Origin of the sequence: Allobosea sp. BK604, from assembly GCF_004341515.1 — a bacterium.
Classification (GTDB): Bacteria; Pseudomonadota; Alphaproteobacteria; order Rhizobiales; family Beijerinckiaceae; genus Allobosea.
In genome coordinates, this window is sequence record NZ_SLZF01000006.1 from 305,137 (window position 1) to 319,625 (window position 14,489).

Genomic DNA, 14,489 nt, shown 5'->3' on the forward strand with positions numbered 1-14,489 from the left:
GAATGGCGACTAAAGTCGAAATCGGGCTCCTGGCTACCGGAAATCCCGGCTTGTGCTACAGAGACTGTCCCGGCTGCGGCGACGCGCTGACAAACCTGCGTCAACGCAACGCAGACACCCATAAGCAGAGATCGGAAAAGGACGACACGCAGGAGGATACGGGCCGCACGACCGGGATCACGTCACAAAAGACTATCCAGGGAGGTATCGATGACAGACCCGCATGCCGATACACAAAGAGATAGCTCACTCTCGCGCCGGACCTTGCTCAAGGCGACCGGGATCGGCGCACTGGCCGCAGCGGCGAGCCCAGCCTTCGCGCAGACGCCGCCCGGCCCGGCCGCGCCGCCGAGCACGGTCACCAGCCCGCCACGAGATTTCAGCCGAGGCGGCGCGCCGACCACCTATTTCAGCGATCCCGACGTCCTGACGATCGACCCGGTCTTCAGCAATTATGCCCAGCCCAACGCGGCGATCCAGCGCATCTGGACCGGCGCACTCTGGGCCGAAGGACCGGCCTGGAACTCGCAGGGTCGCTATCTCCTCTGGAGCGATATTCCCAATAACCGGCAATTGCGCTGGATCGAGGATGACGGGCGCGTCAGCGTCTTCCGCACGCCATCGGGCAACAGCAACGGCAACAGCTTCGATTTCCAGGGGCGGCAGCTCTCCTGCGAGCATCTCAACCGCCGCGTCGTGCGCTACGAGCTCGACGGCTCGGCAACGGTGCTGGCCGAGAGCTTCGAGGGCAAGCGGCTGAACTCGCCGAACGACATCGTCGCCCATCCAGACGGCAGCTACTGGTTCACCGATCCGCCCTATGGCGGCCAGCTCTATGAGGGCGCGCCGGACGCGGCGGGCGGACCGAGCAACACAAGCGGTCGGATCAATCCGCGGCTCGGGCAGTTGCCGGGCATCGGCACGTTCAAGCGCGAGCTGCCGACCAATTGCTATCGCATCGATCCGAACGGGCGGATCGACCTCGTCGTCACCGAGCAGCAGGTGCCGGACCCGAACGGCCTGTGCTTCTCGCCCGATTTCAAGAAGCTCTACATCGCCTCGACCGGCAAGGGACCGGGCGATACCGGGCCGGGCGGCAAGGGCGACATCCATGTCTTCGATGTCGGCGCCGACAACAAGCTCTCGAATGGCAAGCTGTTCTCGGACTGCATGCTCGACGGCGTCAAATGCGGACCGGACGGGCTGCGCTGCGATGTCGACGGCAATCTCTGGTCCGCCAGCAATGCCGGGCGCGCCGTCGGCTATAATGGCGTGCTGGTGTTCAATCCCGCGGGCAAGCTCATCGGCCGCATCCGCCTGCCGGAGGTCTGCGGCAACATCACCTTCGGCGGCCCGAAGCGGAACCGCCTGTTCATGGCGGCGAGCCAGTCGATCTACGCCGTCTATACGGCGACGCAGGGAGCCGGGCCGGGCTAGCCGTCCGTACTGCACGCGCACCGTCATGCTCGCCCTCGTGGCGAGCATCCACGTCTTGAACACGGCCCTCGCCCCAGGAAGACGTGGATGGTCGGGACAAGCCCGACCATGACGGCGAGGTGCCACGAGGCGTGGAGGTGCCGCCGGGAGTGGCCGGCTATTTCGCTGCCGGCGCCGGCAGCCGCTCCGCTGCGCCGTCGTTATCGGAACCATCACCGATATTGCGTAGCGCCAGGAAGGCGACGAGGCCGGTGGCGCAGGCGAGCACGGCGCTGACGGCAGCCGTGAGCGACAGGGAGCGCGTGAAGGCGTCGCGCGCCGCCGCGAGCAGCGCCTCGCCCGCAGGGCCCATGTCATGGGCGATGGTGAGCGCCGCGCCGAGCGTGTCGCGCGCCGCCGCGGCGGCCTCCGTCGGGACATCCGCAGGCACGCTGGCGCCGAGCTGATGCCGGTAAAGCATGGACAGCACGCTGCCGAGCACGGCGATGCCGAGCGCGCCGCCGAACTCGGAGCTGGTCTCGGACAGGCCGGAGGCCATGCCGGCTCGCTCGGGCGGCACGGTGCCGACGGCGAGATCGGTGGTCAGCGTCACGACCGGCGCCAGGCCCAGCGAAAGCAGCAGCAGGCCGGCGACCACGACCAGCGGCCCATCGAAGCGGGCGATGCCGCTCAGGACCGCGAAGCCGAGCGCGGTCAACGCGAAGCCACCGGCCATGACCTGCGCCGGCTTCAGGCTACTGAGGATGCGCGGCGCCAGAATCGAGCCGATGATGAAGCCGAAGGCCGAGGGCAGCGACCAGAGGCCGGCCTCGAGCGGGCCCATGCCGAGCACGAGCTGAAGATACTGCCCGATGAAGAGGAAGCTGCTGAAGGCGATGAAGAAGCCGAGGACATTGACCGTCAGCGCGGCGCTGAACGCCTTCACGCGGAAGATCGAAAGATCGATCAACGGCTCGGCCAGACGGATCTGGCGCACCAGGAACAGCAAAGCCAGCGCAAGGCCGGCCAGGGTCATCAGAACGGGCTCCCAGCCGAGCCCGTCCACTGCGACGTGCTTCAGGCCGTAGATCACCGCGAGCACGGCGGCGAGCGAGAGCGCGGCGCTGGGAAGATCGAGCTTGCCCGCATCCGGATCCTTGAATTCAGGCAGCAGGAACGGTCCGAGCGCGAGCAGAAGCACCATCACCGGCACGTTGATCAGGAAGACCGAGCCCCACCAGAAATGTTCGAGCATGGCGCCGCCGACGAGCGGGCCGATGGCGCCGCCGGCCGAGAAGCTGGCGATCCAGATGCCGATCGCGACCGTGCGCTCACGCGGATCGAGGAACATGTTGCGGATCAATGAAAGCGTCGAGGGCGCGAGCGTCGCGCCGGCCACGCCGAGCACGGCGCGCGCCGCGATCAGCAGCGGCGCCGTATTGGCGAAAGCGGCGACGATCGAAGCGAGGCCGAAGGCGACGGCGCCGATCAGTAGCAGCTTGCGCCGGCCGATCCTGTCGCCGAGTGTGCCCATCGTGATCAGGCAGCCGGCGATCATGAAGCCGTAGATATCGACGATCCAGAGCAGTTGCGCGGCGCTCGGCCTGAGCTCGGCGCTGAGCTGCGGCACCGCGAGATTCAGCACCGTCAGGTCCATCGAATAGAGCAGGCAGGGCAGCGCGATCACGGCCAGACCGATCCATTCGCGCCGGCCCGCGCGGGCGGGCTGGTCGAGCTCCATCATCCGTCTCTCCCTGTCTCGTTCGTTGGCCGAGCCTAGCCCGGTGCCGGACGTCCCCTGTCAGGAGAACAGGCGCTCCAGCTTGTCCATGGAGCCGGTCCAGCCACGGGTATGACGCGTCGCGGCATCCTGGTCGAAGAACTGCTCGTGCAGCAGTGTCAGGATCGTGACGTCGCCATCAGGCTTGAAGGTCACCGTCACGCGCGAGACGCGCTCGGGCGTCGAGACCCAGGCCCAGTCGAAGACCAGGCGCTCGTTCTCGACCACCTCGTGATAGGTACCGGACACCTGGTGAATCTCGCCGTCGTCGCCGCGCATGGTGATGCGGTAGCGGCCGCCGACGCGCGCATCGAGCTCGGCCTCCTGCGCCGTGACATTCTCCGGCCCGAACCAGCGCGCCAGCAAGTCCGGCTGCGTCCAGGCCCGATAGACCTCGGCGGGCGTGGCGTTGAGCCGGCGCTTCATGGTCAGGCTCGGAGTCACCTTCTGATCCATCGACCACTCCTCAGGACTTGTCCTTGTCCTTTTCGCCGCAACCCAGGGCGGGCTTGGGCGGCTCGGGTTTTCGGCGCGAACCGTTGAAAAAGGCTTCCAGCGCGTCGAGCTTCTCGCGCCAGAAACGTTCATAGCGGCGAAGCCAACCCATTGCTTCCTCCATCGCGGCGACACGAAGATGGCATGACGCCATCCGGCCAGCCGCCAGCTTATTTAACTTATTGGTTAAGTTAAGGGTGAGGCGGCGCTGCGTCAAGCCGGTATGCCGATGCGCTCGGCTGCGGAATCGCGGCTATCTGGCCTGTCCTGCGAGCCCGTCAGGCTTCGGCGGGGACGAAGCGCCGGGAGATCTCGTTGCGGTCGTCATAGGAGGCTTCGAAGATCGCCGCCGCCAGAGTGGCACGGACATGCAAGGTCCCTGTGCCGATATTCCTGAAGCTGTGACGGGCGCCGGCCGGGATCAGCACCGACTGGTTCGCGGTCATGATCGCGCTCTCGTCACGCAGGGTGATCTCGGCCGTGCCCTCGATGACCTCCAGCACCTCCTCGACCGCGTGGAGATGCATCGGCGCGCCGAGGCCCGGCTCGCAGAACTGCTCGAAGATGCAGAGCTGGCGGCCCTGGACCGTGGCGGAGACACGCATCCGCGTCATCACGCCGTCGCGCCATTTGTCCAGCGGCTGGCTGGCGTGGTCGAGGATATCCATGGCGCGGCCTTCCCGTCTCGGCTCTTCGGCAGCGCATTGTTAGCGCATCGGCCCCAAAAGTGGCTTGCGGTTTTCGGTAAAGCCGGGAACCTCCCGCTCAGTCCGAAACGCCGTCGCGGCCGGCTATGGTCATGCAGGTCGCGGTCAGCAAGGCACATAACTTGGAAGCGCCGTTCGCCACGGCAAAAACCTCGGCCATGGCCAGCGTCAGGGTGCGCCCGGCCTTGACCACCCTGCCCTTGGCGACGAGGCGCTCGCCTGCCGCCGGGGCGAGCAGGTTGATCTTGAACTCGGCGGTGAGCACGCCTGTACCGGCCGGCATCGTCGTCAGCGCGGCATAGCCCGCGGCGGAATCGGCAATGCTGGAGACTGCGCCGGCATGGACGAAGCCGTGCTGCTGGCAAAGCTGCGGAGAAACCGGCAATGCGATCTCGACCTCGCCAGGCCCGACGCGGATAAGCTTGGCGCCGAGCGTCGTCATGAAGCTCTGCTTTGCGAAGCTCGCCTCGATGCGGGCAGCCACCTCCGTATCCGGGAGCGGGACGGTGGCGGTCATGGCGATCTCCTATGCGGCTGCGGCGGCAGCCCCTTCGTAGCGCGAGACATGCGCCACCGCAGCGCGCAAATCCGCAAGCCCCGCCTCGGCGGAGACGCAATGCTCGGCGAGATGGCGGCGGAACAGGCGCGCGCCCGGCCGGCCCGGGAAGAGCCCGACGAGATGGCGCGTGAAGGCATGCAGCCGCCCGCCCTTCTCGAGATGTGCCGCGATATGCGGCTCCAGCGCCTCCAGCATGGCGAAGGCGTCAGCGACCGGCGCGGCCTCGCCGAAGAGCAGCGGATCGGCCTGGAGCAGGATCTCCGGGTTCTGATAGGCCTCGCGGCCGATCATCACGCCGTCGAGATGGGCCAGATGCTCCTGCCACTCGGCGGGCGCACGGATGCCGCCATTGATCGCGACGATCAGATCGGGATTGGCCGCCTTCAGGCGATAGGCGCGCTCGTAATCGAGCGGCGGGATCTCGCGGTTCTCCTTGGGCGAGAGGCCTTGGAGCCAGGCCTTGCGGGCATGAACGACGAGCGCGTCGACGCCGGCAGCCCGCACACTCGCGGTCAGGGCGTCGAGCGCCGCCTCCGGATCCTGATCGTCGACGCCGATCCGGCATTTCACCGTGACGGGAATCGAGACCGCAGCCTTCATCGCCGCGACGCAGGCGCCGACGAGCTCGGGCTCGCGCATCAGGCAGGCGCCGAAGGCCCCGCCCTGGACGCGATCGGAGGGGCAGCCGCAATTCAGGTTGATCTCGTCATAGCCGAAATCGGCGCCGATCTTCGCCGCCTGCGCGAGAAGCGCCGGGTCATTGCCGCCGAGCTGCAGTGCGACGGGATGCTCGACCGCGTCGAAGCCGATCAGCCGGTTGCGATCGCCGCGGATCACCGCCTGCGCCGTCACCATCTCGGTATAGAGCCGGGCGCGACGCGACATCAGACGATGGACGACGCGGCAATGCCGGTCAGTCCAGTCCATCATCGGCGCAACGGAGAATGTGAGGTCTTCGGCCTTCATCGCGCTGCATATGGCATGCGCCGGGCGTGACGACAAACCGGCCGCAGCGCAAGCGCTCAGCTTAGCATGCGCGTATCGCCGCAAACCGAGATCTCCTGGCCCGAGATCGTCTTGCCGAAGGGCGAGGCGAGGAAGACGATCTGCCTGGCGATGTCCCTGGGATCGACGAATTGCTTGATCGAGACGCCGGCGAAGAGACGCTGGGTCATTTCCTCATGCGAGATGTTGAAGCTGCGCGCCTTGTTGGCGATGACGCTCTGGATGCGCGGGCCTTCGACCAGGCCGGGGCAGATCGCATTGGCCCGGATGCCGAATTCGCCGAGTTCGGCCGAGAGCGCCTTGGTGAAGCCGATGACGCCCCATTTCGCCGCGCCATAGGGCGAGCGCAGCGGAAAGCCGTGCTTGCCCGCCTGGCTCGAGAGGTTGACGATCGAGGCATTGGCCGATTGCTTGAGATGCTGCACCGCCAGCCGCGTGCAGTTGAACTGGCCGGTGAGATCGACGGCGAGGCATTGATCCCAGTCGGCCGGGTCGATCTCGTCGACGCGGCCGGTCGGCCCGGCGATGCCGGCATTGTTGACCAGGCAGTCGAGCCCGCCGAGCGCGGCAAGTGCCTCCTCGAACAAGGCGGCCACCGCCTTGCGGTCCGAGACGTCACAGAGCGATTGCGTGATCGCCGGATCGCTCGCCTTCATCACCGCCAGCGCCTCGCGGTCGACATCGCAAATATGGACCTTGGCGCCCTCGGCCGCGAAGGCGCGCGCGGTGGCGCGGCCAATGCCGTTGGCCCCGGCCGTGACCAGAACGCGCAAGCCTTCGATCTGCAGATCCATCCTCAGCCTCCCATTATGCGTGGATCTTCGGACCGCCGATGACCCAGCTCCTTGTTTCCGCATCGGCTTCTTCCGAAAACCGCAATCCACTTTTCGGGCCGATGCTCCGCTCCTGCTTTCGCATCGGCTTCTTCCGAAAACCGCAATCCACTTTTCGGGCCGATGCTTATTCCGCCAGACCGCCGGCGCTCTCGATATGAGCGGCGGCGCTCCTGATATCGTTTTCCAACGCAGCCCGAGCCGCGGGAGCGTCGCGCCGGCGCAGCGCAGCGAGCAGCGCGGCATGGGCCTGCACGGCGCTGCCGCCGCGCAGCCGGCCCGGCTCGTGGCGCATGTCGAGATTGAGGATCGGGCCGGCCTTGAGCCAGAGCCGCTCGATCATCTCGACCAGGCTCGGCATGCCGGCGGCCTCGTAAAGCGCGAAATGCAGGTCGCGGTTGGCGGCTACGCCCGCGGCGGTATCGGGCGGCTCGGCATTCGCGGCGCGCCCGAATGCCGCCTCGAAGCCGGCGATCCGCTCGATCTGCTCGGCGCTCGCGGTCGTGGCCGCTTCCTCGGCCGCAAAGCCCTCGATAACGAGGCGCAGCCGCGTCAGCTCGCGGAACCCGGCCAGTGTCAGCACCGGCACGCGCACGGCGCGGTTCGGCAGCACCTCGAGCGCGCCGTCGGCGGCGAGCCGGCTGACCGCCTCGCGCACCGGCATCATCGAGACGCCGAGCGCCTCGGCCACGCGTCGCAGCGACAGCTTTTCGCCCGGCGCGAGGCGGCCGGCCACAAGCAGGGCCCGCAACTCGCCGGTGACGCGCTCGCCCAGCGTCTCGCGCGAGAGCGCGCCGATCTCGCCAAGCGCTCCCGAGCGACGCGCGAGCGCGCGCCCAACGGGCGCATCCTCGGCTGGGCCGGCGAAGGGCTGGACAGGAACGGCCATGCCTGCCAACCTAACTGTGATCACAGATCACGACAAGCGGCGACGGAGATCGCCGATCCTCGAGGACGAAACGCTGAGATGAGCAAGATCGCGATTGTCGGCTCGGGCCTGATCGGCCGGGCCTGGGCCACCATCTTCGCCAGCCACGGCTTCACCGTTTCGCTCTACGACCTGAAGCCCGAGGCAGCGAACGCGGCGCGCATCCATATCGGCAAGAACCTGAAGGAGCTGGCCGGGCATGGGCTGGTCGATGATCCCGCCGGGTCGCTGAAGCGCATCACGGTCGCGGCGGGTCTCACTGATGCGCTGAAGGGCGCGGCGCTGGTGCAGGAGAACGGGCCCGAGACGATCGAGGCCAAGCAGGCGCTGTTCGCCGAGATGGACGAGCTGGCGCCGGCCGGCGCCATCCTGGCGTCCTCGACCTCCTTCATCACCGCCTCGCGCTTCAGCGAAAAGCTGAAGGGCCGGGCGCGCTGCCTCGTCGCCCACCCGGTCAACCCGCCACATCTGGTGCCGATCGTCGAGCTCGCCCCTGCCCCATGGACCGATGCGAAGGTCGTGGAAAAGGCGAAGAAGCTTTACGAGAAGGCCGGGCAGGTGCCGATCATCCTGCGCCAGGAGAAGGCCGGCTTCGTGCTGAACCGGCTGCAGGCCGTGCTGCTGGCGGAAGCTTTTCGCCTCGTCGGCGAGGGCGTGGCGAGCGCCGAGGATGTCGACAAGACGATCCGCGATGGGCTCGGCCTGCGCTGGTCCTTCATGGGTCCGTTCGAGACGATCGAGCTCAATGCGCCCGGCGGCATTCCCGACTATTGCGCCCGCTACGGCGCCTCGCTCGCCCAGATGCAGCCGCAGCCGGGCGGCGCCGACCCGTTTGGAGCGGACACCGTCACCAAGGTGATGAGCGAATGGCCGGGGACGCAGACGCCCGAGCGCGTCGCGGCGCTGAGCCGCTGGCGCGACAGCCGCCTCGCCGCCCTGCAAGCGCATAAGCGCGCCTCGAAGCGCAAGCCTGCCTGATCATGCGTGTCGTCATTGCGAGGAGGCGCAGCCGACGAAGCAATCCAGCAGGACTGCGCGAGCCCTCCTGGATTGCTTCGCTGCGCTCGCAATGACGGATGTCGCTCAAAACCGCTGACCTGAAAGGAACCGCCATGGCCAAGAGCCGCAAAGTCATGATCACCTGCGCGGTGACGGGCGCGATCCATACGCCCTCGATGTCGCCGTATCTGCCGATCACGGCCGACGAGATCATCGACGCCGCGGTCGGTGCGGCCGAGGCCGGGGCGGCGCTGGTGCATGTCCATGCGCGCGATCCGGTCACCGGCAAGCCCGACCAGTCGCCCGAGGCGTTCGAGCCCTTCCTCAAGGTGATCAAGCAGCGCAGCGACTGCGTCATCAACATCACCACCGGCGGCGCGCCGACCATGCTGGTCGAGGAGCGGCTGCGGCCCTGCGCGCATTTCAAGCCCGAGGTCGCCTCGCTCAACATGGGCTCGATGAATTTCGGGCTCTACCCGATGCTGAACCGCTTCAAGGAGTTCAAGCACGACTGGGAACTGCCCTATCTCGAAGGCTCGAAGGACCGGATCTTCCGCAACACCTTCCAGGATATCGAGAATATCCTGACGACCTGCGCCGAGAACGGCACCCGCTTCGAGATCGAGTGCTACGATATCGGCCATCTCTACACGCTGGCGCATTTCGTCGACCGCGGGCTGGTGAAGCCGCCCTTCTTCGTACAGTCGGTCTTCGGCCTGCTCGGCGGCATCGGCCCGCATCCCGAGGATGTCGCCCATATGAAGCGCACCGCCGACCGGCTGTTCGGCGACGATTATCAGTGGTCGGTGCTCGGCGCCGGGCGCAACCAGCTGCCGATCGCGGCGATGGCGGTCGCCATGGGCGGCAACCTGCGCGTCGGGCTGGAGGATTCGCTCTGGATCGGGCCGGGCCAGCTGGCGAAATCGAATGCGGAGCAGGTTCGCGCGGCCCGCAAGATCATCGAGGGGCTCGGGCTGGAGGTCGCGACGCCGGCCGATGCACGCGAGGCGCTGCAGCTGAAGGGGGCGGACAAGGTGGCGTTCTAGCGCCGTTCACGCCCAAGCCCTCTCCCCGTCATGGTCGGGCTTGTCCCGACCATCCACGCCTTCCGTCGGGGAAAGCGGTGTTCAAGGCGTGGATGCTCGGCACAGGGCCGAGCATGACGTCGCGGCTGTGATCAGGCCCATTCGCCCTTGCGGAACACCGGCACCCGGCTGCCGTCATCGCGCACGCCGTCGATGTCGACCTCGCCCGAGCCGATCATCCAGTCGATATGGATGAAGCTCTTGTTGCCGCCCTGGGCAGCGATCTGCTCGGGCGTCAGGCTGGCGCCGTCGACGAAGCATTTCGAATAGCACTGGCCGAGCGCGATATGACAGGAGGCGTTCTCGTCGAAGAGCGTGTTGTAGAACAGGATGCCGCCCTTCGAGATCGGCGATGAATGCGGCACCAGGGCGACTTCGCCGAGCCGGCGCGCGCCCTCGTCGGTGTCGAGAACCTTGTTCAGCACCTCCTCGCCACGGACCGCCTTGGCCTCGACGATGCGGCCCGCCTCGAAGCGCACCTGGATCTGGTCGATCAGCGAGCCCTGGTAGGAGAGCGGCTTGGTCGAGGAGACATGGCCCTCGACCCGGCGCGCATGCGGCGTGGTGAAGACCTCCTCGGTCGGGATGTTGGGGTTGCAGACGACGCCGTTCTTGGCCGGTGAGGCGCCCCCCTGCCATTGATGCCCGTCGGCCAGGCCGACCATCAGATCGGTGCCGGGTCCGGTGAAATGCAGCGAGGCGAAGCGTTCGCCGTTCAGCCAGTCGTAGCGGCGGCGCAGCGTGGCGTTATGGGCCTCCCAGGCCGCGACGGCGCCCTCCTTGTCGACGCGCGAGGCGGCGAAGATCGCCTCGGCCAGCTTGGCGACGGCGATATCCTCCGGCTCGTTCGGGAAGACCTGCTTCGCCCAGGCGGTGCTGGGATAGGCGACGATGTTCCAGTTGATGTCGAAGCCGGCGATCTTCTCCAGCGCCGGCTGGTAGGCGATGGAATTGGCCTTGCTCGCACGCGAGACCTTGGCCGGGTCCTCGCCCGCAAGCAGCATCGGGTTGTCGCCGACGATGGCGAGCCGGGCGGTGTTGGCGGCGAAGGCCTTGGCGACGCCGTCGTAAAGCCAGGTCGCCGCCTTGTCGAAGCTGGCATCCGGGCCGAAGCGGTAGCGCGCCAGCGTGACCTCCTCGTCGGAGAGGATCGGCGTGACGAGGCCGGCGCCTGCCTTGTAGGCGTGCTCGGCGATGCGGCGCACCAAGGGCAAGGCCGCGACCGGGGCGGTGAGGAAGAGATCCTGGCCGGCCTGCAGGTTCAATCCGACCCTGACCGCCACCTCGGCGAGCCTGTCGAGCTTGACCGGGTCGATCGTGGCGGAGAGTTCGCGCTGATGGGTGTTCATGAAGCTCGGCCCAATAGGTTCGGGAGCGCCGCGAGGGCGCTCGTGATCATGGTCATGCGTGGTTTAGAGTATTTCTGCGTTTCTTCGAATCGCAAAAATCCTCCATCTATTTGTTTTGACGCATTTTCTTCACGCGAACCGGTGTCCACTTCGCTCGAAAATGCTTTTGCTCAGGTCCCGTGGCCTGCGGTAGGCGCCGCGCCGCTCGGCAGGGCTGCGTCCTTCGGCTTGCGCCTCACCCGCTCGCGCATCCACTGGAAGACGACATAGAGCATCGGCACCAGGAAGATGCCGAAGATCGACGCGAAGAGCATGCCACCGAAGACCGGCGTGCCGACCGCTCGGCGGCTGAGCGCACCGGCGCCGGTGGCGATGACGAGCGGCAGCAGGCCGAGGATGAAGGCGAAGCTCGTCATCATCACCGGGCGGAAACGCAGCCTGGCGCCGGAGATGGCGGAATCGTGGATCGACTCGCCCTTGGCCCGCTGCTCCAGGGCGAACTCGACGATCAGGATGCCGTTCTTGGCCGCAAGCGCGATCAGCACGACGAGGCCGATCTGGGCGTAGACGCCGAGACTGACGCCTGTGAGCGCGATCGAGGCCACGGCACCGAGGACCGCGACCGAGACGGAGAGCAGCACCGCGATCGGCACGTTCCAGCTCTCGTAGAGCGCGACGAGGAAGAGATAGGCGAAGAGTATCGCCAGCGCGAGGACGGCGCCGGTGCGGCCGCTGGCGGCCTTTTCCTGCAAGGCGGTGCCGGTCCATTCGAAGCCGTAGCCGGCGGGCAGCGTCGTCGCCGAGATGCGCTCCATCGCGGCGAGCGACTCGCCGGAGCTCACGCCGGGCCGGCCGGAGCCGTTGATGATCACCGCGCGATAGCCGTTATAGCGGGTCAGCGCCTGCGGGCCGGTGACGAGGCGCACCTGCGCGAGCGCGTTGATCGGCACCATCGTGCCGGCGCTATTGCGGACATAGATCTTGCCGATATCGGTGACGGCGCTGCGGAATGGCGTCTCGGCCTGGACATTGACCTGCCAGGTTCGGCCGAAGACGTTGAAATCGTTGACGTAATAGCCGCCTAGCGTGGCCTGCAAGGCGTTGAAGACGTCGGCGATCTGGACGCCGAGCACCTGCGCCTTGTCGCGGTCGATATCGAGATAGATCTGCGGCGTGTCGGCAGCGAAGGTGCTGAAGACAGCGGCCAGCTCGGGCTGCTGGTTGGCGGCGACCAGCAGGCCGCGCATGGTCGCGGCGATGTCGGTCGGCGACTGGCCCTGCAAGGCCTCGAGCACATATTGGAAGCCGCCGGTGCTGCCGAGACCGATGATCGGCGGCAGGTTGAACGGGAAGACCGTCGCCTGCTGCACCGCGGCGAGCTGCGGCTGCAGGATGCGGATGATGCCGCTGGCGCTCTGCGCCGCCGCCTTGCGATCCTCGAAGGGCTTGAGGCGGACGACGAAGAAGGCCTGGTTCGAGGCCGCGAGCCCGTCGATGAAGTTGAAGCCGACGACCGAGAGCACGCCCTCGACGCCGTCGATCGGGCGGACGATGTTCTCGACCTGCTCGACCACGGCGGCGGTGCGGTTCACCGAGGCGCCCTCGGGCAGGCGCATGGCGATGAAGAAGGCGCCCTGATCCTCTTCCGGCAGGAAGCTCTGCGGCGTGGTGGTGAAGAGCCAGCCGCTCGCGGCGAGGATGCCGCCCAGCACGAAGACCACCACGATGGCGATGCGGACGAGGCGCCGCACGATCGCGGCATAGCCGTCGCGGACCTTGTCGATGCCGTTCATGACGTAGCGCATCGGTCCGCCGCTGCCGTGGCTGCGGGTGATCAGGAGCGAGCAGAGCGCCGGGCTCAGCGTCAGCGCGTTGACGGCCGAGATCAGCATCGCGACGGAGACGGCGACGGCGAATTGCCGGAAGAGCTGGCCGCTGATGCCGGGAATGAAGGCGACCGGCACGAAGACGGCGAGCAGCACGAAGGTGATGGCGATGATCGGGCCGGTGATCTCGGCCATCGCCTTCTTGGTCGCCTCGGCGATGGTGAGTTCCGGCTCCTCCTCGACGACGCGCTCGACATTCTCGATGACGACGATGGCGTCGTCGACGACGATGCCGATGGCGAGCACGAGCGCGAGCAGCGAGACCGTGTTCGCCGTATAGCCGATCACCAGCATGACCGCGAAGGTGCCGATGATCGAGACCGGCACCGCGATCAGCGGGATGATGGTGGTGCGCAACTTGCCCAGGAAGAGGAAGACGACGAGGCCGACGAGGATGAAGGCCTCGCCGAGCGTCTTGATGACCTCGTCGATCGTGGCGCTGACGAAGACCGTGGTGTCGAAGAAGATGCCGTAGGTGAGATCATCCGGGAAACGCTTGGAGAGCTGCTCCATCGTCTCCCGCACCCGCTTGGCGACGTCGATCGCGTTGGCGCCGGGGGACTGGTAGATGCCCATCGCCGCGCCGGGCGCGCCGTTGAAGCGGCTGTAGCGATCGGAGGTGCGCGCGCCCATCTCGACGCGGGCGACATCCTTGACGCGCACCACCGAGCCGCCCGGATTGGTGCGCAGCACGATATTGCCGAACTGCTCGGGCGTGGTCAGGCGCCCCTGCGTCTTGACGGTGAGCTGATATTGCTGGTCGCGGCCGACCGGAGCGGCGCCGATGCGGCCGAGCGCAGCCTGCACGTTCTGGCCCTGGACCGCGTTGATGATGTCGTTCGGCGTCAGGTTGAGCGCCGTCAGCTTGGTCGGGTCGAGCCAGACGCGAAGCGAATAGTCCAGCGGGCCGAACAGGCTGACCTGGCCGACGCCGGGGATGCGCGCCAGCGCATCGATGATGTTGATGGTGGCGTAGTTGCTCAGATAGAGCGAGTCGAAGCTGTGCTTCGGCGAGTGGACTTCGACCACCTGCAGCAGCGCCGCCGATTTCTTGCGGATGGTCAGGCCCTGGCGCGACACTTCGCTGGGAAGCTGCGGCGTCGCGAGCGCGGCACGGTTCTGGACGTTGACCGTGTTGATGTCGGGATTGGTGCCGAGCGCGAAGGTGACGCTCAGCGAATAGCTGCCATCGGCGCCGCTGGTCGACTGATAGTAGAGCGCATTGTCGACGCCGTTGATCTGCTGCTCGATCGGCTGGGCGACGGTGGTCTCGACCACCTCGGCGTCGGCGCCAGGATAGCTCGCCGTCAGCGAGACCTGCGGCGGCACGATATCGGGGAACTGCGCCACCGGGATCGAGAAGATGGCGAGGATACCCGCCAGCGTGATCACGATCGAGATGACGAAGGCGAGCCGCGGCCGGTCGACGAAGACGGAGGAGATCACG

The 14,489-nt window shown here is 67.1% G+C and carries 13 protein-coding genes; 3 read left to right on the plus strand and 10 right to left on the minus strand.

Features of this window, described 5'->3' with window-relative positions:
* Positions 1 to 210 precede the first annotated feature (210 nt).
* Positions 211 to 1,437 (plus strand): SMP-30/gluconolactonase/LRE family protein, encoded by a 1,227-nt coding sequence (locus EV560_RS20130; protein ID WP_131857581.1) that lies wholly within the window; start codon positions 211 to 213, stop codon positions 1,435 to 1,437.
* A gap of 157 nt (positions 1,438 to 1,594) precedes the next feature.
* On the opposite strand, the gene EV560_RS20135 is transcribed toward EV560_RS20130, so the two are convergent.
* The 8 genes from EV560_RS20135 to EV560_RS20170 all read right to left on the minus strand — a co-directional run bounded on the left by EV560_RS20135 (position 1,595) and on the right by EV560_RS20170 (position 7,684).
* A complete protein-coding gene (locus EV560_RS20135) occupies positions 1,595 to 3,160 on the minus strand; it encodes an MFS transporter (RefSeq protein ID WP_207908073.1) in 1,566 nt (521 codons plus the stop codon).
* A 57-nt stretch (positions 3,161 to 3,217) separates the two neighbouring features.
* Positions 3,218 to 3,652 carry an SRPBCC family protein gene (locus EV560_RS20140; protein WP_131857582.1) on the minus strand — a complete coding sequence of 145 codons (435 nt, stop codon included), beginning with the start codon at positions 3,650 to 3,652 and terminating at the stop codon, positions 3,218 to 3,220.
* Between the two features lie 10 nt (positions 3,653 to 3,662).
* Positions 3,663 to 3,908: a hypothetical protein gene (locus EV560_RS20145; RefSeq protein ID WP_131857583.1), complete on the minus strand. Its 246-nt coding sequence runs from the start codon at positions 3,906 to 3,908 to the stop codon at positions 3,663 to 3,665.
* A 61-nt stretch (positions 3,909 to 3,969) separates the two neighbouring features.
* Positions 3,970 to 4,359, minus strand: a complete 390-nt coding sequence (locus EV560_RS20150) for a cupin domain-containing protein (RefSeq protein WP_131857584.1) — start codon at positions 4,357 to 4,359, stop codon at positions 3,970 to 3,972.
* A gap of 97 nt (positions 4,360 to 4,456) precedes the next feature.
* A complete protein-coding gene (locus tag EV560_RS20155; RefSeq protein ID WP_131857585.1) occupies positions 4,457 to 4,915 on the minus strand; it encodes a PaaI family thioesterase in 459 nt (152 codons plus the stop codon).
* A gap of 9 nt (positions 4,916 to 4,924) precedes the next feature.
* Positions 4,925 to 5,923: a tRNA dihydrouridine(20/20a) synthase DusA gene (gene dusA / locus EV560_RS20160; protein WP_131857586.1), complete on the minus strand. Its 999-nt coding sequence runs from the start codon at positions 5,921 to 5,923 to the stop codon at positions 4,925 to 4,927.
* Between the two features lie 56 nt (positions 5,924 to 5,979).
* On the minus strand, positions 5,980 to 6,756 hold the full coding sequence (locus EV560_RS20165) for an SDR family oxidoreductase (RefSeq protein WP_131857587.1): 777 nt from the start codon (positions 6,754 to 6,756) through the stop codon (positions 5,980 to 5,982).
* A 166-nt stretch (positions 6,757 to 6,922) separates the two neighbouring features.
* Entirely contained in the window at positions 6,923 to 7,684 is a 762-nt protein-coding gene (locus EV560_RS20170; RefSeq protein ID WP_131857588.1) for a GntR family transcriptional regulator, read from the minus strand.
* A gap of 78 nt (positions 7,685 to 7,762) precedes the next feature.
* Here EV560_RS20170 and EV560_RS20175 point away from each other — a divergent pair, with 78 nt between their 5' ends.
* Positions 7,763 to 8,701, plus strand: coding sequence for a 3-hydroxyacyl-CoA dehydrogenase (locus EV560_RS20175; protein WP_131857589.1), 939 nt, complete (start codon positions 7,763 to 7,765; stop codon positions 8,699 to 8,701).
* A gap of 134 nt (positions 8,702 to 8,835) precedes the next feature.
* On the plus strand, positions 8,836 to 9,768 hold the full coding sequence (gene kce / locus EV560_RS20180; RefSeq protein ID WP_131857590.1) for a 3,5-dioxohexanoate:acetyl-CoA acetone transferase: 933 nt from the start codon (positions 8,836 to 8,838) through the stop codon (positions 9,766 to 9,768).
* 131 nt (positions 9,769 to 9,899) lie between these two features.
* Here the strand turns inward: kce and EV560_RS20185 are convergent, their stop codons facing one another.
* On the minus strand, positions 9,900 to 11,156 hold the full coding sequence (locus EV560_RS20185) for an aminopeptidase (protein ID WP_131857591.1): 1,257 nt from the start codon (positions 11,154 to 11,156) through the stop codon (positions 9,900 to 9,902).
* Positions 11,157 to 11,326: 170 nt separating this feature from the next.
* Positions 11,327 to 14,488, minus strand: coding sequence for an efflux RND transporter permease subunit (locus EV560_RS20190; protein ID WP_131857592.1), 3,162 nt, complete (start codon positions 14,486 to 14,488; stop codon positions 11,327 to 11,329).
* Position 14,489 lies beyond the last annotated feature (1 nt).